General features: G+C 41.0%; 25 protein-coding genes. 8 read left to right on the forward strand and 17 right to left on the reverse strand.

The features are described from left to right. Both ACWIUD_RS10695 and ACWIUD_RS10700 read left to right on the forward strand, forming a co-directional pair. Positions 1-236 (forward strand): hypothetical protein (locus ACWIUD_RS10695; protein WP_454148949.1); only part of this gene is annotated, 236 nt, incomplete at its 5' end. Beyond that, on the forward strand, positions 148-405 hold the full coding sequence (locus ACWIUD_RS10700) for a hypothetical protein (RefSeq protein ID WP_454148951.1): 258 nt from the start codon (positions 148-150) through the stop codon (positions 403-405). The genes ACWIUD_RS10695 and ACWIUD_RS10700, both read left to right, overlap by 89 nt. Here the strand turns inward: ACWIUD_RS10700 and ACWIUD_RS10705 are convergent. Genes ACWIUD_RS10705 through ACWIUD_RS10735 form a run of 7 tightly spaced genes read right to left on the reverse strand, consistent with a single transcriptional unit; the run spans position 377 to position 8,096 of the window. Beyond that, on the reverse strand, positions 377-1,474 hold the full coding sequence (locus ACWIUD_RS10705) for an EAL domain-containing protein (RefSeq protein ID WP_454148953.1): 1,098 nt from the start codon (positions 1,472-1,474) through the stop codon (positions 377-379). The two genes, ACWIUD_RS10700 and ACWIUD_RS10705, sit on opposite strands and share 29 nt — an antisense overlap. Further along, a complete protein-coding gene (locus ACWIUD_RS10710) occupies positions 1,471-2,013 on the reverse strand; it encodes a hypothetical protein (RefSeq protein ID WP_454148955.1) in 543 nt (180 codons plus the stop codon). Before ACWIUD_RS10710 ends, ACWIUD_RS10705 begins: the two co-directional genes overlap by 4 nt. 12 nt (positions 2,014-2,025) lie before the next feature. Next, positions 2,026-3,708, reverse strand: a complete 1,683-nt coding sequence (locus ACWIUD_RS10715; protein WP_454148957.1) for a hypothetical protein — start codon at positions 3,706-3,708, stop codon at positions 2,026-2,028. A 1-nt stretch (position 3,709) separates the two neighbouring features. Further along, entirely contained in the window at positions 3,710-4,249 is a 540-nt protein-coding gene (locus ACWIUD_RS10720) for a HyaD/HybD family hydrogenase maturation endopeptidase (RefSeq protein ID WP_454148959.1), read from the reverse strand. A gap of 20 nt (positions 4,250-4,269) precedes the next feature. After that, positions 4,270-5,202 (reverse strand): Ni/Fe-hydrogenase, b-type cytochrome subunit, encoded by a 933-nt coding sequence (gene cybH, locus ACWIUD_RS10725; RefSeq protein WP_454148961.1) that lies wholly within the window; start codon positions 5,200-5,202, stop codon positions 4,270-4,272. A 12-nt stretch (positions 5,203-5,214) separates the two neighbouring features. Next, the gene (locus ACWIUD_RS10730; protein WP_454148963.1) at positions 5,215-6,942 is read right to left on the reverse strand and encodes a nickel-dependent hydrogenase large subunit; all 1,728 of its coding nucleotides are present in this window, start codon (positions 6,940-6,942) and stop codon (positions 5,215-5,217) included. Between the two features lie 11 nt (positions 6,943-6,953). Next, on the reverse strand, positions 6,954-8,096 hold the full coding sequence (locus ACWIUD_RS10735; protein WP_454148964.1) for a hydrogenase small subunit: 1,143 nt from the start codon (positions 8,094-8,096) through the stop codon (positions 6,954-6,956). A 132-nt stretch (positions 8,097-8,228) separates the two neighbouring features. Here ACWIUD_RS10735 and ACWIUD_RS10740 point away from each other — a divergent pair, with 132 nt between their 5' ends. Together ACWIUD_RS10740 and ACWIUD_RS10745 are read left to right on the forward strand one after the other, a co-directional pair. Further along, entirely contained in the window at positions 8,229-8,561 is a 333-nt protein-coding gene (locus ACWIUD_RS10740) for a histidine triad nucleotide-binding protein (RefSeq protein WP_454148966.1), read from the forward strand. Positions 8,562-8,577: 16 nt separating this feature from the next. Continuing rightward, entirely contained in the window at positions 8,578-9,174 is a 597-nt protein-coding gene (locus tag ACWIUD_RS10745; protein ID WP_454148968.1) for a UPF0323 family lipoprotein, read from the forward strand. Positions 9,175-9,176: 2 nt separating this feature from the next. On the opposite strand, the gene ACWIUD_RS10750 is transcribed toward ACWIUD_RS10745, so the two are convergent. From ACWIUD_RS10750 to ACWIUD_RS10760, 3 genes are all read right to left on the reverse strand, one after another. Beyond that, positions 9,177-9,350, reverse strand: coding sequence for a hypothetical protein (locus ACWIUD_RS10750; RefSeq protein ID WP_454148970.1), 174 nt, complete (start codon positions 9,348-9,350; stop codon positions 9,177-9,179). Beyond that, positions 9,340-9,528 (reverse strand): hypothetical protein, encoded by a 189-nt coding sequence (locus ACWIUD_RS10755; RefSeq protein WP_454148972.1) that lies wholly within the window; start codon positions 9,526-9,528, stop codon positions 9,340-9,342. Before ACWIUD_RS10755 ends, ACWIUD_RS10750 begins: the two co-directional genes overlap by 11 nt. 125 nt (positions 9,529-9,653) lie before the next feature. Beyond that, positions 9,654-10,604 carry a radical SAM protein gene (locus ACWIUD_RS10760; protein WP_454148974.1) on the reverse strand — a complete coding sequence of 317 codons (951 nt, stop codon included), beginning with the start codon at positions 10,602-10,604 and terminating at the stop codon, positions 9,654-9,656. A 140-nt stretch (positions 10,605-10,744) separates the two neighbouring features. Between ACWIUD_RS10760 and ACWIUD_RS10765 the strand changes: the two genes are divergently transcribed. The 3 genes from ACWIUD_RS10765 to ACWIUD_RS10775 are packed head-to-tail and all read left to right on the forward strand — an operon-like array spanning position 10,745 to position 12,200. Beyond that, positions 10,745-11,320, forward strand: coding sequence for a type II secretion system protein (locus ACWIUD_RS10765; protein WP_454136837.1), 576 nt, complete (start codon positions 10,745-10,747; stop codon positions 11,318-11,320). 9 nt (positions 11,321-11,329) lie between these two features. Continuing rightward, positions 11,330-11,896: a type II secretion system protein gene (locus ACWIUD_RS10770; RefSeq protein WP_454136836.1), complete on the forward strand. Its 567-nt coding sequence runs from the start codon at positions 11,330-11,332 to the stop codon at positions 11,894-11,896. A 58-nt stretch (positions 11,897-11,954) separates the two neighbouring features. Further along, entirely contained in the window at positions 11,955-12,200 is a 246-nt protein-coding gene (locus ACWIUD_RS10775) for a hypothetical protein (protein WP_454148976.1), read from the forward strand. 97 nt (positions 12,201-12,297) lie between these two features. Here the strand turns inward: ACWIUD_RS10775 and cysK are convergent, their stop codons facing one another. Genes cysK through ACWIUD_RS10790 form a run of 3 tightly spaced genes read right to left on the reverse strand, consistent with a single transcriptional unit; the run spans position 12,298 to position 13,960 of the window. Then, the gene (gene cysK, locus ACWIUD_RS10780; RefSeq protein WP_454136834.1) at positions 12,298-13,218 is read right to left on the reverse strand and encodes a cysteine synthase A; all 921 of its coding nucleotides are present in this window, start codon (positions 13,216-13,218) and stop codon (positions 12,298-12,300) included. Between the two features lie 49 nt (positions 13,219-13,267). Beyond that, entirely contained in the window at positions 13,268-13,456 is a 189-nt protein-coding gene (locus ACWIUD_RS10785) for a hypothetical protein (protein WP_454148977.1), read from the reverse strand. Between the two features lie 9 nt (positions 13,457-13,465). Then, the gene (locus ACWIUD_RS10790; RefSeq protein WP_454148979.1) at positions 13,466-13,960 is read right to left on the reverse strand and encodes a flavodoxin; all 495 of its coding nucleotides are present in this window, start codon (positions 13,958-13,960) and stop codon (positions 13,466-13,468) included. A 160-nt stretch (positions 13,961-14,120) separates the two neighbouring features. On the opposite strand from ACWIUD_RS10790, the gene nhaA reads away from it, so the two are divergent. Further along, positions 14,121-15,713, forward strand: coding sequence for a Na+/H+ antiporter NhaA (gene nhaA / locus ACWIUD_RS10795; RefSeq protein ID WP_454148981.1), 1,593 nt, complete (start codon positions 14,121-14,123; stop codon positions 15,711-15,713). Here the strand turns inward: nhaA and ACWIUD_RS10800 are convergent, their stop codons facing one another. From ACWIUD_RS10800 to ACWIUD_RS10815, 4 genes are all read right to left on the reverse strand, one after another. Beyond that, entirely contained in the window at positions 15,714-17,402 is a 1,689-nt protein-coding gene (locus ACWIUD_RS10800) for a hypothetical protein (protein ID WP_454148983.1), read from the reverse strand. A gap of 47 nt (positions 17,403-17,449) precedes the next feature. Then, a complete protein-coding gene (locus ACWIUD_RS10805; RefSeq protein ID WP_454148985.1) occupies positions 17,450-18,112 on the reverse strand; it encodes a hypothetical protein in 663 nt (220 codons plus the stop codon). Continuing rightward, entirely contained in the window at positions 18,099-18,989 is an 891-nt protein-coding gene (gene rsmH / locus ACWIUD_RS10810; protein WP_454149061.1) for a 16S rRNA (cytosine(1402)-N(4))-methyltransferase RsmH, read from the reverse strand. The genes ACWIUD_RS10805 and rsmH overlap by 14 nt, the downstream gene beginning before the upstream one ends. Positions 18,990-19,303: 314 nt before the next feature. Beyond that, on the reverse strand, positions 19,304-21,469 hold the full coding sequence (locus tag ACWIUD_RS10815; RefSeq protein WP_454148987.1) for a hypothetical protein: 2,166 nt from the start codon (positions 21,467-21,469) through the stop codon (positions 19,304-19,306). Positions 21,470-21,479: the final 10 nt, after the last annotated feature.

The raw sequence follows: 21,479 nt of genomic DNA on the forward strand, positions 1-21,479 counted from the left end.
TGAAAACAATGCCAGATTCTGCGAAATTTCACGAAAAACGCAGAATCTACCCCAAATCCGTCATTGCGAGGCAGTTTGAGCGAAGCGAAAACAACGAAGCGTCTGTGCAAAGCACCGACCCACACTTGCAAATCCACGAATCAAATTTTGGATTGCCACGATTCTGCTACGCAGAATCTCGCAATGACGAAAAAAACAAACGCACTAGATTCTGTAAATCGCAGAATCTGCCTTGATTTTGCCACAAAATCGCAGAATCTAAATATGGATGGTTGTTTCGCTTCGCTCACAAAACAAGGCAAAGCCGAAGTTTCTTTATCCAATTCTGCGAATTGCCACGATTCTGCTACGCAGAATCTCACAATGACAAAAAAATCTAATTCAGCTCCACAGGTTTGCCTGTGAAATACCCTTGCGCGTAGTCAATCCCCATATCTTTGATTGTATTGTAAATCGCCTCCGAGCTCACAAACTCCGCAACGGTTTTGATATCAAGCGATTTTGCAAACTGCACGATTGTTTGCACGATGATTTGGGCGTTTTTATCCTTGTCAATGTTGCTAATCAGCGAGCCATCTAACTTCAAATAATCAATCTGCAACTTCATCAAAATCGAAAAGTTAGAATACCCGCTGCCAAAGTCATCTAACGCGATTTTGACGCCGATATCGCGAATGTTTGTGATGAAATTATTCACACTTTCAAATTCCTCCACGCTCTCTTGCTCGGTGATTTCGGCAACCACGCGCCCCTCGATTTTATAATGCACGATGCGCTCCATAAACCACATCAAAAAGTCCGTAGAGTTCATATCCTCTAACGCCAAATTTATCGAAAAAACGCAGTCTTTCCGCTCGGCAAGGCGTTGAAATGTGCTTTCAATCATAAGGCGCGAGAGTTTAGAATATGATGATGAACGCTTTGAGACTTCCAAAAATAATCCCGGCAACACAATGCGCCCATCCCTATCCTTAATCCGCATTAACGCTTCGTATTTTATGTGATTTTCATTGGCATTATGTGGCTGAATGCCCTTAATTCTTTGAAAATATGGAATGACATCTTTGTTTTTCAATGCTTGATAGACGATTTCGGTGTATTGGATATTGTTTTTAAAGACATTTAAAATCGGCAAATTGCGATTGTAAATCACAATTGGATTACGATATTCTTTTGCGTGGTGGAGTGCCATAATCGCATTTACCATACTATATTTCGCGCTCTCATAGGAAAATGCCACGCCGATAGTCGCAGAAATGTTTAGATATGTGTAATTATCAATCAAAATCTCTTTTTTGCCCAAATAATCCAAAAATCCCTCTAACTTTTGGATAAAAACCGCCCTATCAGTGCAATTCGTCCATAAAATCGCAAAATCATCGCCGTGAATCCTATAAAGTAGATAGTTTTCATTTTTAAAATAGCTTTTTAGCACTTGCGCGACAGAGTATAAAATATCATCGGCGAGTTTCACGCCATATAAAAGCTATTTATCTCTTTGAAATTACTTAGATTTAGCACGGCGATTACGTGATTTGGATACTGCTCTAAATCTTGTCGCAAAATGATACTTGTGCGAAGCCCTGTGAGCTGGTCGGTGGTGATTTTGGAATTTAGCGTGTAGATTTGGTTTGCGATATTGTTGTGAAAATATTTTGATAGCTCGGCGATTTCTTTGGGGGATTTTATGATTCGCTGTGCCCAGCTTTGGAAGCCAAATTTATTGTTTTCATAAAAATTTCGCATATCCACATAAAAGTCATTGATTGAGAGCAAAATATCATTTTTGATATATTTATTAGAAATAATCGCAATCCCCGCGAAAAACGCCAAATCAAGCACCACAATCACCATAATATACGCGCTCACAAACACATCATTATAATACAGCGCATTATCTTTGAAAATGGAGAAAACGCCCATCCCAAGGAAAATATACAGCACATTGATTGCCAAAATAAAAATCAGCGGAATAAACAAAAACAACCTAAATTTATTATTTATATCTTGCAAATGCGCCCTCCATCAGCGTGTAAAATCCAAATATGTCGGTAAAATCAAATCTAAATCTGCGGGAATTTTTTTGGTGATTTTATCAAAAAATATTTTATTTGCGAATAAATCGCCAATAATTCCCATTTTTTTAACGCCAAATTTCCTTTTTATGTCTCCAAAATTTAATAGCACATAATCCACAAGCGACTCCAAAATCCCATACGCGATAATTTCACGCTCCGTCCCTGCGAGAGTGAAGCTAATAATGGAGCGAATTGTCTTTAACTCATCATAGATTTTTGTCGCAGAATCTAGCGGAGATTCTGCGTTTTTCGCAGAATCTTGCGTTTTTTTCGCAGAATCTAAATTCGCAGAATCTTGCGTTTTTGGCGCAGAATCTAGCGGAGATTCTGCGAAATTTGCAGAATCTCCAATATTTTTAAAGTCGATTTTTGGACTAATATCGCGCAAGCAATTTTTTGCCAAATCTAAAATAAATTGCGCGTGAGATTCTGCGGATTTGCGAGATTCTGCGAAATTATTAGATTCTGCGTTTTTATTAGATTCTGCGCCTAAAATCATCGCCGCGCACTCAAAAATATCAATGATATTTTCGCTAATTTGCGGCGCAGAATCTAGTGCCAAAATCGCCTCATATCGCGCCCCAAACTCACGGGCGAAGTTTGCGATGAGTTTATCGCCATTTTCCAAATGCGAGATTTTTGCCAAAATATTTTTGGGATTTTTGTCAAATGCGATTTTTATGTGCGAATTTTTATCGCTTGGATTTCCCAAAAGCGTGGGATTTTTCGCGCTAATATAAGCGATAAAAATGTCAGATTCTGCGTTTTTCGCATTTCGCAGTGGCGCAAAATTCATCGCCAAAAACTCATCAAAATTTTTTGATTTTGCAATATTATTTTCCACAAATGCGCCATTTTTCCCCACAATAATTTCAAAAAATTTATCCGCAGAATCTGCGCGTTTTGCGAATAAAAACGGCACTTCCAACGCTGAAAAAATAAAGCATAAATTTGCCTCAAAAGGCAACATAAAAAGCGCGTTTTTCGCGCCCACTTCATCGCAAAAAACTTCTTTTACACTCAAATTTATAAGCGGTTTTTCTAGCGTGGCGATGGCGTTTATTTCATCCTGCGTGGCGCGAGTGTAGAGCGAAATGGTAGAAATATCATTTGCCAAAATAAAATCAAAATTTTGTCGCAAATCGTGCGAATCGTGCTTTTGCGAATCGCCTTGCAAATCATCGCGCAAATCGTGCAAATCGCCTTTTTTTGTGGATAGCAAAATCGCACCTTTGCTTGTGTTTAGCGTAATTTCATCCCCTTGCTTCAATAAATCGCAAAGATTTTTAAGCGCACTTTCCATCGCCAAATCTTGCAAAAATTTACGCGCATTTATTTGGCTAACACTTAAAATATTTTCGGCAGATTCTGCGATTTGCAGGGGCTTTAAATGCGCTGATTTTTCGCAAACTTCTACGCTTTTAAAGCGAAAATAAAGCGACAGCGGGATTTCCTTTTCTAATGCACTTGCAAAATCGCTCAAATTTTCGCCACTTGCATAAAAATCTAGCGTTTTATCACTAAATTCTGCGCAAACTTCAAGTCCAAAATTTTGCGCGATTTTTTGCAAAAGTCCCAAAAAATAATCTTTGTTTAAATCGCTGTAAAAAAATGTGAATTTTAAAGTCAATCTAAAAGCCCTTGTATGAGAGATTTGCGACTTCTTGCAATGGGCGCGAATCAACTTTGCTAATCTCAAAGCCCAAATTTTCTAAAATCTTAAAAACCTCATTTTGCATTGTGATTGCGGATTTTTGTATCGTCTCACTCATCTTAAAAGTTGTGTCGCTCTCCAATATATGCGGGATTGTCGCCACAATCTTTATTGTGGGCAAATCGCCCATCATTTCAATCATTTTTAGCGTTTGTAGCATTTCTACTTCGTGCGCTGTGCCTTGCCAATTCACATTTAGCGGGACAGAATCAAAATCAAATGCGAAAACATCGCCCACTTGCGCGTTATCCGCATTTATGCAATCTATCAAAATCACAAAGTCTTGCTCGGTGATTAGCGGGATAAGTCCTTGCGCCAAAGTCCCGCCATCGATGATTTGCAAAGTGTGCGTGGGCGATTTGAAAGCGTAATTTACTTTGAGATAGTTTGATAAATGGACGCCGATTCCCTCATCGCCAAATAAAATATTGCCGATGCCAAGTATCAAAACCTTCATTTTGCAAATCGCAGAATCTGCTAATCCTTATCTTTTGGCAAATATCGATATCCGCCCACCATCGAGTCAATCCCGCCATCAGGGTGCTTTATCGCATTCCAAATCGCCATATAAAGATGCGTCAAAATAAAAATGCAAATCCCCCAAGTAAGAATGTGATGGATTTTCCGCACATTTGCTAGTCCCCCGCAAAGCACCTCAAACCACTTGAATGTCGCATTTAGAAACGCCCCAAGTCCATCGTGATACACATTATAATAAAGCACAAATCCCGTAATTGAGATAAATAAAAGCATCATCCCAAAGGAAAAATACGCAAGGATTTGAAGTGGATTATAAAGCCCTTTAATGGGCGGGTGCTTGCCTAAAAATAGATAATTTTTAATCTGCCCAATCCAAATTTTGATATCAAATACCTCATCCAAATGGATTTTTTCCGCGCCGTGCCGACTTGTCGAGATAAAATAATACAGGCGAAACATCGTCACCGCAACTAGCAAAAATCCCGCCATTATGTGCCAGCTGCGAAATAGCGCGTAAAGGAAGTTCGTAGGCTCGGAATTTGGCTCAGGCGCGAAAAACGGATATGCGATATAAAATCCACTAAAAATCAAAAACACCACGCACACCGCGCGAATCCAATGAAATAATCGCACCACAGGATGAAAAGTCAGCATTCGCCTATAAGATTTTTGCGAAAGCGCAGAATCTCTCAACTTCGCAGAATCTGCCATCATCTCGCGCCTTCTAACATTCGCAGAATCTAGCGTAGATTCTGCGTTTTTCGTGCGAGATTCTGCGATTTTCGCAGAATCTCGCCTTTTTCTTGTGCTTTTTGCAGAATCTGTGCTTTTCGCAGAATCTGTGATTTTTGTGACTTTTGCCACTTTTGCCACACTTGCCTTTTTCGCAAAATCTTGCGGAGATTCTGCGTTTATAGATTTTGTTTTCATAATCGCCCCCTTTTACGCACGAAGCGTGGTAGGTGCGATTTTATACTCGCCTAAATCATTGCCTTTTGTATCGATTAAATGCACCGCACACGCAATACAAGGGTCAAATGAATGAATCGTCCTTATGATTTCAAGCGGCTGGGCTAAATTTGCAATCTTTATGCCTATCAAACTCGCTTCATAAGGTCCTTTTTGCTCTTTTGCATCACGCGGTCCTGCATTCCAAGTCGATGGCACGACTGCTTGATAATTCGCCACTACGCCATTTTCGATTCGCACCCAATGGCTTAACATTCCGCGTGGCACATTGCCGATATAGCGTCCCTCGTAGGTTTTATTTTTGTCAATCTTATATGGCGCACAAGTGCGTGTGTCGCCAGATTTGATATTTGCAATGAGCGCGTTAAATACTTCGATTCCATAATCCGCGCTTAATTTGCATTCTATTAGTCTAGCTGCCGTTCGCCCCAAAGTGCTAAATAGTGCGGTTGCGGGGAGTCCTGTATCTTTTAAAAACTTCGTAGCGATAGTTGAGATTCGCGGATTTTTCGCTGCTAATCCCACCGCAACCGCCGCCAAAGGTCCCACTTCCATAGGCATTCCGTCATAGCGAGGCGATTTTATCCAGCTGTATTTGCCATCCACATCAAGCAATTTGCTATCGACTTCTTTAAGATTTGCGCCAATGCTTTTGCCGTCTTTAAATCCTGTGTAATTTGGCTCGGTTTCGCCTTGATATGGGTGCAGTGGCTTGTCATTTTTATACCACGAATGCGTTGCTTCTTCTGTGATGAGTTTTTCGTCAATCTCATAAACCTTTGAAATATCGTAATCCTTGATATATCCGCTACTATACAAATATTCGCCATTGCCTAGCGGAATCTCTTGAAAACTCATAAAGTTTTTCACGCCTGAGCCTTTTAGGACGCTAGGCTCATTTTTATAAACCTCCGCTGCCATAAGCACATCTGGGTAATATGCGCGATTGACAAAATCCGCGACTTGCTTGTATTTGGTTAGCCAATCGCCCAAACGGCTAGGGTCTAGCATATCCATAACCGAAGTAATTCCGCCCACGGTCAAACTTTGTGGGTGTGGCTGTTTTGAGCCAAAAATCGCCATCATTTGCGCGGCAACCCTTTGGACTTCAAGCAATTTTAGATAATGTGATAGCACGATTAGATTTTGCTCTGGGGAAAATCTATAAGTTTTATGTCCCCAATACGCGTTTGCAAATGGTCCTAACGCGCCTTTTTTTACAAAATCTGCCACTTTTGCTTGAATAGCTTTTAGCTCATTTTCACCCGTATTTAGCGGAAAATCAGCGTAGTTAAATGCGATTTTGGACGCCTTTGCGGGGTTTGCTTTAAGCGCGGAGGTTATATCACACCAATCAAGCCCGTGAAGCGTGTAAAAATGCACAGTGTGGTCGTGCAAAACAAGCGCGATATTCATTAGTGAGCGCACCAGCTCGGCATTTGGCGGTGGCGTAATGCCTAGCGCGTTTTCTACCGCTGTGATTCCCGCTTTGTAATGCGAATAAGTGCAAACGCCACAGATTCGTTGCATCAAAAACCCTGCATCGCGTGGGTCGCGGTTACGCACGATTTTTTCTAATCCACGCCACAGCGTAGAGCTAGAAAATGCGTCTGTTATCACATTGTTTTCATCAACCACCACTTCAACTCTCAAATGTCCCTCAATCCGTGTGATAGGGTCTACTACGATTCGTTTTGTCATTTTCTCCCCCTTTAATTATCGCTTTTGCTTACCATCGAAAGCACGGCGTGTGCTGCGATTCCAATCGCTGCGGCACTTAATAAAATCGTCCCCACTCTATCCGCCGTTTTATCCGCACCCATCCCATTAAATGAAGTCGCATAAAGTTTATTTGCTAGTGGCTCTTCAAATGGACTCATAGTATCCCAAAAGTTTGGCTCACTGCAACCAATACAGCCGTGTCCAGCTTTCACAGGCCAACTTGTATGGTCGTTGAATCCAAGCCGTGAGCAGTTGTTAAATGTATATGGTCCTTTGCAACCGACTTTGTAAAGACAGTAGCCATTTTTCGCGCCCTCATCGCCAAATTGTTGCACAAATTCGCCTGCGTCAAAATGTCCGCGTCTCTCGCACAAATCGTGGATTCGCATTCCATAAGCCCAAGTGGGGCGATTGTAAGCATCAAGCGAAGGCAATTCGTCAAATAAAATAAAATGAAGCAAACTGCCTACGATATTTTTCTCGCTAGGCGGACAGCCGGGCACATTTATGACTTTTCTATTTGTGATTTTGCTTAAAGGGACGGCGTTTGTGGGATTTGGATTTGCCGCTTGGACGCCACCATAGCTAGAACAAGTGCCGATTGCAAAAATCGCCTTTGCGTTTTTCGCCGCTTCTCTTGCGCTGTGTGCGCCTGTGTGTCCGTGTGCGCCGATTGTGAGATAAAATTCGCTACTGCCACTTGGGATTCCGCCCTCTACCATTAAAATATAGTTGCCTTTGTATTCTTTCATCGCATTTTCGGCATTTTGCTCGGCTTGCCAACCTGCTGCAGCCATAACGGTCTCGTGATATTCTAAGCTAATGTAGTCAAATATCAGCGAATCAATGCTAGGCGAATCGCTTCTTAGCAAACTCTCACTGCAACCCGTGCATTCAGCCATATGTAGCCACACAACAGGGATTCGCCCTGCTAACTCCGCTGCCCTAGCAGTTAGCGGGACAAATGACGCTGGAAGTGCCATAGACGCGCTCATCGCTGCAGCCCATTTCATAAAATCACGGCGTGAGACGCCATTTTTATCTAGCGTTGCCTTTACGCCACCGCCTAAATCAGGCATTTTCTCTAACTCATCTAATCGCTTTGAAATGCGTTCAAACTCACCTTTCTCCATTTTGTAATCTCCCTTTTTAAAAAATGTGGCAAATTCTAGCACAAATTTTAAGCAAAAAACAATACTTAATTTAATTTTAAAAGATTTTTTGTAACAATTTCGCAAAATCTTAATAATTTAAAAGGACGCAAAATGACTATTTTTGAAAAAATCGTAAATGGCGAAATCCCCTGCAACAAGGTATTAGAGAGCGAAAAATTTTTGGCGTTTTATGACATAAATCCAAAAGCTCCCATTCATATTTTGGCAATCCCAAAAATCTGCACAAAGGACTTTGAGAGCGCAGATTCTGCGACTTTGGGAGAGATTAGCGACTTTATCAAAGAAGTGGCAAAAAAAGTGGGATTAGATAAAAATGGCTATCGAATCATCACAAATATCGGTGCGGACGGCGGACAAGAAGTGCCACATTTGCATTTTCATATACTTGGTGGCGCGAAACTAAAATGGGAAAATTTATCATAATTTGGAGGCAAATCAAATGAAAAAAATACGAAAAATCAGCGAATTTGGGCTTATGGGCGGACTTGGGATTAGTGTGCTTTTGGCGTTGAATGGTTGCGATACGAAAGAAAACGCGCAAGGGGCGCAAAATGAGGCGGTAAAAAAAGGCGCGTTTGTCATCATCGAAGAGCAGACAGATGGCACTTACAAGATTTTGGAGGAATATCCAAGTGAGACTACGCGTGTGCTTCTCAAAGCAAAGGACGGCACGGAGCGAATGTTATCACAAGAGGAAATCGATAAATTGCTAAAAGAGGAAAATAGCGCGATTGACGCGGGGACTTCGGAGCTTACAAATCCTAGCGGGGCTGGATTGTCGCTTGGCGGGGCGATTTTAGCAAGTGCAGCGGGTGCGATTATCGGTAGCTGGATAGGAAACAAACTTTTTGGCAATCAAAACTACCAAGCACAGCAACGCACAAGCTACAAATCGCCACAGGCTTATGAGCGCAGTAAAAATAGCTTTAATAGCGCAAAAAGTGGCACAGGTGCGGGAGCAAGGGCTACAAGTGGTAAAAGCGGATTTTTTGGCGGTGGGGATAGTGATAGGCGAAATAGCGCAGTAGGCGGGTGAGATTATGAAAATTCTGCTAGATTCTGCGAAAAATTATGCAAAAACTCGCTAGATTCTGCGAAAAATTGCGATAAATTCTGTGAAAAAATTGCACTAGATTCTGCGATTTTTACGCAAAAATCACGCTTTTTGCAGAATCCATTCGCAGAATCTTTGGCATTGCGTTTATTTCTCAACTTTTAGCGTTTTTGTCGTTTGGATGGCAGGTGCTATTTTCTCGCCTTTTTCCCACATATCACGGCAATAATCACACACACTAAAAAAATCTTGCTTATAAAAATCTATGATTTTATCCCCATTTAGCGTAGAATCTAGCGATAAAAAATCGCCACTAAATTCATCCAATCCCTTCAATCTAGACAGCGAACTCGCAATAGGACATATAAAAATTTGCCCTTTGCTATCTATGCAATTTTCATCGCATTTCGCAGAATCTGCCTTAAAATGCGCTAGATTCTGCGATTTTTCTGCGCCAATATCTATCTGCCCCCCCCAATTTGATTTTTTACAATTTGATTTTTTGAAAACGCCACTCCCATTTCATTACTCATCACGCTTACGCAAGGCATCAAACACGCCTTAAAATTGCGGATAATCTCCCCCTTGCTTCGCCCTCGTTTGTAGATTTTCTGCGGATTTATCCACTCTGTTTTATCTTGCCAAAGTATTGAGTGCGGGATATTATGCGATTTTAGCAAATCTATGATTTTATCGTAATGCAGGGGAATTTTGATATTTGGCGAAGCGGAGTAATCGCTAATTGTAATGCTGGATTTATTAGACTTGGCAAGCGCCAAAAGCAAATCATTTTTAGGCACAATGCTTCCATTTGTGACGATATCAAAACTTCGCACCTTCTTTTTGCTATCCAAAAACTCCACAACCTTCGCGATATCCTTAAAAAGTAGCGGTTCGCCACCAATAATCCTAACATTTCTCACGCAATCAATCTTATCTAAAATCGCACTAACAGCATCGATAATGCCCTGCAACGAGCAAGTGTAAGCATTTTTGGAATCAAAATATTGCATTAAATTATTACACGACTCACATCGCAGAGAGCATTTTGTGGTTAGCACTAACTCAAAATACGGAATATCCACTTTACCACGCAAAAGGCGGATATTTACAATCATTTTTGGGATGATGTCAAATATGGCATTTAAAATTTTCAATATTTTTTTACATACATAAAGCAATGCAAAATAGGGCATAAAAAGCGGTTTTTGCGTTAAATTATGAAAATGTAATGTGTGAAGTTTGCTATTTTCCAAATGCCAATAAATCTTACGAATCGCCATAATCGGCACTAAAATCGGTGCTAAAAGTAGATTCTGCGATAATATTTTTTTGTAATTTTTACTAAAAAAGTTCTGCTTCATTCGCTCCACATTTTGCTTTTTATATCGCGCATTAAAAACATTTCTCATTCAATTTGCTCCCCAATTTTTAAAATCCGCATTATATACAAAATAATCTAATAAAAATTATCAAAATTACCGATATTTAATGTTTATTTAAGTAAATCCTGTTATATTTCGTTTTATTTTTTTATAAGGACGCAGAATCTATGAAAAGAAGTGGATTTAGTATGATTGAGTTAGTCTTTGTCATTGTGATTTTAGGCGTGCTTGCGGCGGTTGCCGTGCCTAGATTTATGGCAACTAGAACCGATGCGCAAGTTGCGACTTTGCGAAGTGACGCGGCGGCGACTTTGAAAGTCATTGTCGCAAAAGTTTTCGCAGATAATATCGACACCACGCAGTCCATCGCCCCACATCCAAACGACAAAACAAAAACGCCAAAAATTCAGTGGAGCGAGTGGATATTAGAGGTAGCAGGACTTGATGGAAATCGCTGGATGAAGGCAAGTGCGATTGGCGATGCCGATAAATACGGCGTTTCGCCAATTTACAAAGTCGGCACTTATAGAATGCCCTGCGGACTGCATAAAGCACTCATATCAATCACAAAAGACGGCGATTTGTATTTCAATCCCGTAGGACTTTACAGCGAGGGTGCATATTCTGGTATGCAAAATAGCAACTTTGAGTTATGCAAGGTTTTACAAAAAAGTTATGCAAGTAGTGCTGGATACGGCAATAAGATTATTCCGCTTAGTTCCACGCAAACGATAGAATTTTAAGGAATGGAAATGAGAAGAGGATTCACAATGATTGAGATGGTGTTTGTCGTGGTGATTTTGGGGGTTTTGGCGGCGGTTGCCGTGCCTAAATTTGTCGCGACAAGGACTGATAAACGAGTGGCGACTTTGCGGAGCGACACGGCAAACACGCTAAAAACAATCGTAGCAAAGGTTTTCGCTGATAATCTAAACACCACAAACGAACTCGCCCCACACCCAACCGACCGCACGAAAACGCCATCGATTTATTGGAATCGCTGGATAATCGAAGTCTCTGGATTAAGCAATTTCAAGTGGTTACCAGCAAAAAATGACGCCAAAAATCGCGGCATTTCCCCCGCATACAAAGTCGGCAAGCAAAACATCCCTTGCGGCGAAGAGCCATACATCCAAATCACCGATGATGGCGACTTATACTTTAACCCGCGCGGAGCAGCAAAGGGCAAAACGGGCGAAGGGTTAGGCATCGGCAATGAATACTTGGTATGCCAAAAGTTGCGCGACTCATATCAAAGCAGCGCAGGTTATGGTAACAAAATAATACCGCTAACATCCACAAATACGATAAGTTTTTAGGGGATTCTGCGAAATTGCGATTTTGCGTTGCCTTTCGTAGAATCTAAACGAAGAATCTGTGAATTTCTTGCAAATCGCAGAATCGGCGGTAGATTCTGCAATGACGAAGTCATTGCGAGGCAGTTTGAGCGAAGCGAAAACAACAAAGCAATTCGCAGAATTGAATAAAGAAACTTCGGCTTCGCCTTGTTTTGCGAGCGAAGCGAAGCAACCATCCATAAATCAAAAAATAGATTGCCACGACTTGCAAGCAAGTCTCGCAATGACAAAAAAACACAGAATCTCGGGTAATTTTTTGATTTAGATTCTGCGAAATCGCAGAATCTCGTGCGGATTTTGGAGTTAGATTCTGCGATTTTCGTATGAGTCGCAGAATCTTCGCATTTAAAAAATCTAAAACTTTAAATCCCCGCGAATAAGTCCGTGCTTAAATATCGCTCGCCCGTGTCATTTAAAATCGTTAGGATATTTTTGCCCTTGTGGCGTTTTGCTAACTCTTTTGCCACAAAGAAATTCGCCCCACTTGAAATGCCTACGAGCAATCCTTCTTTTTGCGCTAACTCCCGCGCACTCGCAATCGCGTCGCTAGAATCCACGCAAATCACTTCTTTGTAAATCTCGCCATTTAGGTTTGCAGGGACAAATCCCGCGCCTATGCCTTGAATCTTATGCGCACCCGGCGCACCACCGCTTAGCACGGGACTATCTTTTGGCTCGATTGCGATAATCTCGATATTTGGGTTGTTTTGCGCTTTTAGCACTTCGCCAATCCCGCTCAAACTCCCGCCTGTGCCTACCCCTGCGGCAAAAATGTCGATTTTTGTCCCGCCTAACGCTTCTAAAATCTCTTTTGCAGTCGTGCTTTTGTGGATTGCAGGATTGCTAGGATTGCCAAATTGGTCTAAAATCACGCTATTTGGGATTTCTTTATGTAGCTCATTTGCCCGCTCTACCGCGCCTTTCATACCCTTTTCTTTTGGTGTCAGCTCTAATTTCGCGCCAAAGATTTGCATTACTTTTCGCCGCTCGATGCTCATTGATTCAGGCATTGCGATGATTAGCTTTATGCCAAGTGCCGCGCACACACTTGCGAGTCCCACGCCTGTGTTGCCACTTGTAGGCTCGATGATTGTCGTGTCCTTCGTGATTTTGCCACTTTGAAGTGCGTCATTTATCATTGCAAAGGCGATTCTGTCCTTTATTGAATGCACGGGGTTCATAAACTCGCATTTGACAAAGATATTTGCGTCTGTTTGTATGTTGTTAAGTTTCAAAAGTGGCGTGTGCCCGATGATTTCGGTTATGCTTTGATAGATTTTCATTTTAATCCTTTCAATTTTAAAATTTAAAAGTTGCGATTATAGCAGATTTCTAAAAATTATAGGCAAAATGATAAATTTTATTAGTAAGTTTGAGTATTTTTGGGGCAAATCGCAGAATCCAAGCGCAGAATCTAAAAAAGATTCTGCGAAAAATTAGATTCTGCGATTTTTGCGATGAGATTCTGCGATTCTGCGTGAAAATCGCAGAATCTCGCAATAAAAGCAAAATCTTTGTCAAAGCAAAGTTTTATTTAAATTCCCCTTTGATTTGCTCTACCCACTTTTCCACGCGTCCGGCAGTCAAATCGCTTTGGTTGTCATCATCGATGGCAAGTCCTAAAAATTCTCCGCCACTAATGCCCTTTGATTCGCTAAAATCATAGCCTTCGTTTGCGGTTTTGCCGATTATCGTGGCTTTTTTGGCGAGATTTGCTAGTAGTCCTATGCAGTCGCAAAATGTGTCGCTATACCCATCTTGGTCGCCTAAACCTACGATTGCTACGACTTTTCCGCTAAAATCATCTTCGCTTAACGCCCCTGCAAAATCTTCCCAATCGCTCTGCAAGTCGCCATCGCCGTAAGTTGAGCTTGCCAAAATGAGATTGCTATATTTTGCAATGTCATCTTTTGAAGCGTTTGCGACATCGACTAAGTCGCAGTTGCCGAGCTTTTCAGCGATTGCTTCGGCGATTTCTTGCGTTCTACCTGTGGTGCTTCCATAAAAAATTCCAATTTTTTCCATTTTTTTATCCTTTGATTTTAAAATTAAATTTCTTTTTTTGTGAAAAAAAGAAATGAAATACTATGCAAAAAGTCTAAAATTTAGTTTAAAAATCCTAATTTTTTTGATAAAATCCGCATTTTTTACCAAATATTTTAAATTTTTTCAAAGGCATCACAAAATGAAGCAAACAATCGACAATTTGATAAACAAAACTCCCATCCAAACGACACTTTATGTCAAAGAAAAATTACAGCGTGGCTTGTCAAACTTCATAAACCACGAATCTTTTGGCGGGATTTTGCTATTTTTCTGCGTGGTGCTTGCCGTGTGGGTGGCAAATAGTCAGTATAAAGATATTTATTTTGCCCTATTGCACGAAGAGTTTGGAATGTTTGTGGGGAATAAATTCGTCCAAATCAGCATCGGGCATTTTGTGAATGATGTTTTGATGGCGTTATTTTTTATGATGGTGGGATTAGAGATGAAGCGCGAAGTGCTGTATGGTGAGCTTGCGGGATTTAAGCGCGTTAGCTTTTCGATATTATCGGCATTTGGCGGGATGGCAATCCCCATTGCCTTTTATCTGTGGTTCAATCACGACACAAATTCTGCGCACGGATTTGGCGTGGCGATGAGCACGGATACGGCGTTTGCGCTGGGTGCGATTTTACTTTTAGGGAAGCGAATCCCAAATGTTGTAAAAATCTTTTTGGTAACTTTGGCGGTTTTTGATGATTTGGGCGCGATTTTGGTAATCGCATTTCTTTACACGGCGGATTTAAATACGCATTGGTTAGCTGTTGCCGGGCTTTTGGTGTGTGCGCTGATTTACCTAAATTACAAAGATACGAAGTATTTGATGAGTTATATTTTGGTTGGGATTTTTCTTTGGATTGCGGTTTATAAAAGCGGTGTGCACGCGACAATCGCGGGTGTGATTTTGGCATTTGCCATCCCCGGACGCTCGCAGATTCGAAAAAAATATTTTGTCAGCATTTTGGATATGTTAGAAGAGTGGAATAAAATGTTGCTAAAAGATGGTGCTTCGCCCCTGCCAAAAGATGGCGCGAAACAGGGATTTTTGTATGCGTTTTTTGGCGGGATTATAAATTTCTTTCGCCACGACAGCGGGAAAAAAATCGATATTGAAGAGACTAGCAAACAAGTGCATTTGCTAGATACGATTGCCACATATTCGCGCTACGCGCAAAATCCGCTTGTTAAGATGGAGATTATCTTGCAGCCGATTTGTGCGTATTTTATCGTGCCGATTTTTGCGTTTTTAAATGCGGGTGTGAGCTTAGAAAATGGCGTGAATCTTAATGTAGATGGCATTTTGTGGGGGACGATTTTAGGACTTGTGGTGGGAAAACCGCTAGGCATTTTTATATTTTCATTTTTAGGCGAAAAGCTAAATATCGCAGACCGCCCAAATGGACTTACTTATGGGCATATTTTGGCGGTGGGGATGCTCTCTGGCATAGGTTTCACAATGTCAATCTTTGTGGCGGGACTTGCATTTGATAGCGATGAGCAGGTGATTTTAGCGAAGTTGTCAATTTTAGTCGCCTCATCAATTGCCGTGATTATCGGCATAATGGCATTATTTTTCGCCACCACAGGGCATAAAAACGCAGAATCTATCAGCGAAAGTTTAGAAACAATCGAAGAAACTTTTAATACAGAATCTAGTGCAAAAAATGCAGAATCTATCGCAGATTCTGCGAATGGCGACAATTTCGCAGAATCCACCGCAGATTCTGCGAAATAATCACTCCACCAAAAATACTTGCGTTTGCAGTGGAGTGGCGAATGGATTAGATTCTGCGCTACAAAAATATTTCATCAGCGAAATTAGCGTAATGTGCGGGATTGTGGGGAATCCGCTTTTGAAAATCAACTCGCCCTTTGGCGCAGAATCCGCCCCAAATTTCACAGAATCCGACAAAATCATCGCAGAATCCGCCGAATTTTTCGCAGAATCTCGCCCAAAATCCGCAGAATCCGACAAAGAATTCACAGAATCTGCCCCAAATTTCGCAAAATCCACCATATTAGATTCTGCGAAAACCCGCATATTGCTTACAATAATCAAATCTCCACTTTTTGGCGCACTCACAATATCGCTATTTGAAAGGGTAAATCTGCTCTTTTTATCAACGCTGAAATCCGCCCCATTTGGCGCATTCGTCCGCAAGTCAAAGTTAGCAATGCCACGCATTTTTTCCAAATGCAGGGCAAACCAAAATGGACGCATCCCCACCTCAAAGGCATAAATATCCCTCCCCCGCCCTATCCCATCAAAATAAATATCCGCGCCCTGCGGATTATCCCGCAAATGCGAAGCGACAAAATCCAAAGTGCGCTGAAACTGCACACCCTGCGCCTTTAAATCCACCATTTTGTAAATTCCATTTGGCAGATTCTGCGAAAAAAAGAGAAAAATCCCAAAAATTAGGACAATTTTCACAAAAAGATTTTTCCAATATTTGCGCCCAAAATAAAGCAGTGGCGGGACTCCAAGCACATAGCAGGGCAAAAGATAGTATGGCGCGGACATTTTTAGCACCATAAATGCCAAAAAATACGCAAGAGACGCCGCCAAGCACCCATCATAAAATGCCTCAATTTTCGCATTTTTAAACGCCACTAAAAAAGCACGCCACGCAAAAAGTCCGCAAATGCCAAAAAATATTATGCCATCATTTAAAATATAATCGAAAATCACTTCAACCACACCCTTTGCAACAAGCGTAGAATAGGGCACATTCACATAATCCACCACCAAAAAATAATACAAAATCGCAAAATTACACGCGCTAAAAATCACATAAAATGCGAACTTTGCCAAATCTTTGCTTTGATTTTGCCCTCGATTTTGCCACGCATAAAGCAACATAACCGCCCCAAAGGCAAGTGCCGCAAGGAAAGTCGGCTCTTTGTAATAAAGCGCGATATTTAGCGTAATGATGGCAAAAAGCTGATTTTTTGGCGTGGGATTTTGCAGGGCACGGAGGGTAAAAAGCATAAACAGCGCAATCCACACAATCTGCACTTTTTCAAAATAGCAAATGCCAAAAAAGACGATGACAAATGCCGTGCTTAGCGATAAAAGCGCGATTATAGCGGTGCGAAATGGGAGACTTAAAATCCCTAAAATTTTTAAATAAATCACGCAAAAAATCACAAATAAAAGCGCGTTAAAGGCAAAAAACAAATATGGCGAAGTTGAGATTTGCATTAAAAATAGCAATTCAAGCAAGGCAAATGGCGCGAAACGGGCGATTTGCGGACGAAAACTCATATAAATTTCATTTTGATTTTTTGCGATAATTTCTATCCACAACCACAAATCATCCAAATTCGGCGCATAGCGCGAGAATGCAACCAAAAATACGCAATAAAATGCGATGAAAAAATACAAAAATTTATGGGATTTTAGGGCAGTGAAAAACTGCACACTCTGCCTTTATTTGCGGAGGTTTGGCGTGGATTTGGCGTCAAACATTATTTTATTTCCTCGATTTCTAGCGTCAAAAAGTTAAATTTTAGACTTTCTAACTGCTTTTGCAAATCGCTGTTTTCATCGCGCAGTGCTTCTTTTTGCGTCTTTAAATAATTGATATTTTTACTCGCGCTGTAAATGTTGTTCGCCAAATAAACCTGCGGTATGAAAATTAGCAAGATTAAAAATAGCATCGCAAGTGCCACAAACAGCGCGTTGATATCGCTTTGCTTTTGCGGGAGCGGATGAAGTAGGGCGCGTTTTTCGGCGTGTGAAATGGGCGCAGAATCTAATGGATTTTTTGGCGCATTTGGCGCAGAATCTCTTGTGGATTCTGCGTTTTTTGGGGGATTTGCAGAATCTTTTGTTTGGATTTTACTAGATTCTGCGAATTTATTAGATTCTGCGTTTTGCTCAAAAATGGCGTTAAATCCCTCAAATTGCGGAGCGTAATTTGAAGCAGATTCTGCGTTTTTCTTAAAATTATTTGCAGATTCTGCGTTTTTCGCAGAATCTTTCGCAAAATCTCGCACATTCGCAGAATCTTTCGCAGAATCCCCCGCAAAGTGCGGTTTTTTCAAATGCAAACTTTGCCCCTGTCGCTCTTTAAAGGGCACTCCAAAGTCATCCAAACTATATCCGCTGCGTAATTCATCTTTTTTCATAAAATCTAAAACACCTCATTTTTGCACTTCTAGCGCGTGGATTGCGCGTGATTTCGTCCGCACTTGGCGTGATTGGTTTTTTAGTGATGATTTCGCCCTTTGCGTTTTTGCCCCCGCACTCGCATTTTAGCGCACTCTCATCACAGATACAATCCGCGCTCCACGACTTAAACGCCGTTTTTACCATTCTATCTTCAAGCGAGTGAAATGAAATTATAGCGATTTTTGCGCCGCTTAATGATTGAAGTTGCGCTAAAAAGTCGCGCAACTCGCCTAATTCGTCATTCACCTCAATGCGAAGTGCTTGAAAAATCAGCGTGGCGGGGTGGATTTTGCCCTTAAATCGCATAAAAGATTCTGCGATTTGACATAAATCCTCGCTTGAAATTATTTGCTTTTTTTTGCGAGATTCTGCGATTAGATTTGCTAATTTTGTCGCCCCCTTAATCTCGCCAAAGTCCCTAAAAACGCGCTCTAACTCATCCTTTGGATAATTATTTAATATATATTTTGCATCCAAACTCGCATCCAAATCCATCCGCATATCAAGGATGGGCGATTTTACGCTAAATCCGCGCTCCAAATTATCCACCTGCGGGGATGAAATGCCTAAATCCGCCAAAACGCCGACAATCTTTCTCCCGCTTCGCAGAATCTCGCCTAATTTTTGCGAAAAACTCCCCTGCACCGCGCTAAATCGCCTCCCAAATCGCGCTAATCTCTGCCTTGCGAAATCAAGCGAAATCTTATCCTTGTCAATGCCGATGATTTCTAGCGCGGGATTTTCCTCCAAAAGTCGCTCACTATGCCCGCCAAGTCCCAAAGTCGCGTCAATGAAAATGCCTTTTGTGCTTGGGGAAATCGCAGAATCTAGCATAATTTTTTGATTAGATTCTGCGTTTTTTAGGGGATTTGCAGAATCTGCTTTTGCTTTGTCATTTTGAGTGAGTGAAGCGAGAGAAAAATCTCTTTTTGGTTTTTTTAGATTCTTCGCTTCGCTATCGCTTCGCTCAGAATGACAATTTGGTGTGGATTGCTTCGTTGTTTTCGCTTCGCTCAAACTGCCTCGCAATGACGATTCGCATTTAGATTCTGCGTTTTTTGTGGGATTCGCAGAATCTACGCATTTCACGCAAGATTCTGCAAAAAACTCCGCCACCTCATCGATTAAAACGGACTTATGCCTCAAACTCATCGCCTAAAAAAGTTTTTGAGTTGATTTTCGATTTGCTCTCCGACTTTATCTGCCTCTTTTTTGATTTGCTCTTGCGCCTTTTGCTTTGCCTCATCGACTTTTTCTTGCGCCTTTTGCTTTGCCTCATCAACCTTTTCTTGTGCCTTTTGCTTCGCAGAATCTACCTTTTCTTTAATCTCATCCACTTTTTTCTCGCCAAGCACTTTGTTTAAAATCGTTTTTGTGAGTTTTTTCATATCCAAACTAATGCTTGGCGAACCAACCTTTCCGCTGATATTTGCCCCTAACTCGTCATTTTTAATCCTCAAATTCAAATAGGCATTTATATTGTCCTTTTCAAAGTCGATAATGGCGTTTTTAGAGGTTATCGCCGTGCTTTTTGAGCTCGCCTCCAAATTTGCATTTACCGCCTTTTTATTTATCTTACCATCGATTTTTATGCCATCATAGACTTCTTGTGCCAAATTGAAATTTAGCGTATTTTTTAGCAACGCGCCTAACTTTGTCTCGGTAAATCGCCCATTTGTCGCCATAAACTCCATCGTTCCGCTTTGTGTGAGAATGTTATAGTTTATCTTGCCATTCACACTGCTATCAAACATCTGCGGATATTGAAGCATATCAAGGACGGATAATGCCTTAACATCCATCAACTTAATATCCGCGACATTATTATCAAAAACCGCCGTTAGTTTTCCGCCAAAAATCTCGCTCTGCAAGTCGCCGGAGACTTTTCCACCCGCAAATTTCGCATTGCCCCCTGCGATGATATTGCCTTTTAACTCTTTTGAAGTGACAAATGCGAGTTTTTTCAAATCGCTAATGATGATTTTATAGGGCGCATTTATTGCAAACTCTTTTGCGTCAATATTCGCAGAATCTATGCTGAAATCCGCGACTGCGCTATTTATTTTGGCATTTAAGTTGCCTTTGGCGTTATTTAACTCGATATTTGCGCTGTGCGTGAAGGCAATGTCATTTGGCGGATTGAAGTCAAATTCCTTTTTTATCACACTTTTTTGCACCACACCTTTGATTGTGTGCTCATAAGTGCCAGAAATGCCCTTTGAGATGTGCTTTACATCGATTTTGGCATTCATATTTGCCTTTGTGTAAAGCGGCATCATCAGCGTCCAAAGCACCTCATCGACCTTTAAATTGCTGATGGTTACAAGTGCGTCCTTTGGTTTTGTGAGATTTTCTAGTGAGAGAGTGTAGGCGGTGTTGCCACTTGCAAAGTCGCTTTTTCCATCGATGTTTAACCACTTTGTATTGCCTTGAATATTGCCTTTTGTTCTAAAACTCCCGCGCAAAGGCATCCCAGCAATCGCGCTAAATGGCGATAAATCCGCGATATTTACATTATAAGAGGACATTGTTTTTAGTTCATCAATGAGTGTGCTTCCGCTTGAAGTGATATTGCCAATTTGTGAAAGGAAATTAAAACTATGCTTTGCCTCTTTGCCATCAAATGCGACTTTTAGGGTGGTTATAAAATCTGTTTTATTTGGCAGTTTTAAGTTAAACTCTTTTTTAACAAGTGCGTTGTTTAGATTTGCCTTGCTTATTTCGGCGTTTGCCTCGCCACTAAATTGAAACTTTGTATCGCCATAAATGTCTGCTTTGAGATTGAAAATGCCACTTGCATAAGGTTTTTGCCCTGCGATTTTTAGAAGCGACTCCACTTTAACGCCGATGATACTTGCCACAATCTTTACAGGGATAAAATCCACCACGCGGGTATTTATGTCAATATTTCCATTAGCGATATTTGACTTTGTGAAAACATCAAAATCGCCAAATTTCCCGCGAATGAGATTTTCAATAGCGAAGTTCTCATCTAAATTCACACTGCTTAGTTCCTTAATATTGCTTGGATTTTTAATCAAAATATTTAGCACGCCATCGATACTTCGCCCAAAAAGCGAGTAGTTGCCGTGTGCGTGAATGTCAATATTATCAAGTGCCTTTATTTGCACATTAAACGATGAAAAGCGCAACTCAAATACTTCTAATTTCGCGCTAACAGGGGAGTTTGCATCGATTTGTGATTGAATGTATGGTTTCAAAATCCCATTGCCAAATGGCGTGAAAAGCATCACAAATGCCACCGCCAAAATTACCGCCAAAATCCCTAAAATCCACAATCCAAACTTTTTCATAAAACCTTCC

Source organism: Helicobacter sp. 23-1044 (assembly GCF_053654695.1).